Raw genomic sequence first — 322 nt, 5'->3', positions numbered from 1 at the left:
GCTCAGTGGTAGAGCTATCGGCTGTTAACCGATCGGTCGCAGGTTCGAATCCTGCCTGTGGAGCCATACGGAGAAGTACTCAAGTGGCTGAAGAGGCGCCCCTGCTAAGGGTGTAGGTCGTGTAAGCGGCGCGAGGGTTCAAATCCCTCCTTCTCCGCCATAAGGCCCGTTGGTCAAGCGGTTAAGACACCGCCCTTTCACGGCGGTAACACGGGTTCGAATCCCGTACGGGTCATTAAAAAAACCTTGCATACTAGGGACTGACCCCATAATATGAGACAAACAAAAAACACCTTCAAGTTTGAAAACGGATCGTTGTTAT

The 322-nt window shown here is 51.9% G+C and carries 2 tRNA genes; both read left to right on the top strand.

Annotation, left to right across the window (positions count from 1 at the left end):
* Positions 1 to 69: 69 nt before the first annotated feature.
* Positions 70 to 160 (top strand) — tRNA-Ser (locus BGM27_RS20340).
* A gap of 3 nt (positions 161 to 163) precedes the next feature.
* Positions 164 to 235, top strand: a tRNA-Glu gene (locus BGM27_RS20335).
* Positions 236 to 322: the final 87 nt, after the last annotated feature.

Origin of the sequence: Bacillus sp. FJAT-27001, from assembly GCF_019039175.1 — a bacterium.
GTDB lineage: Bacteria > Bacillota > Bacilli > Bacillales > Bacillaceae > Bacillus > Bacillus velezensis.
This window is presented reverse-complemented; position numbering and strand designations above follow the sequence as displayed.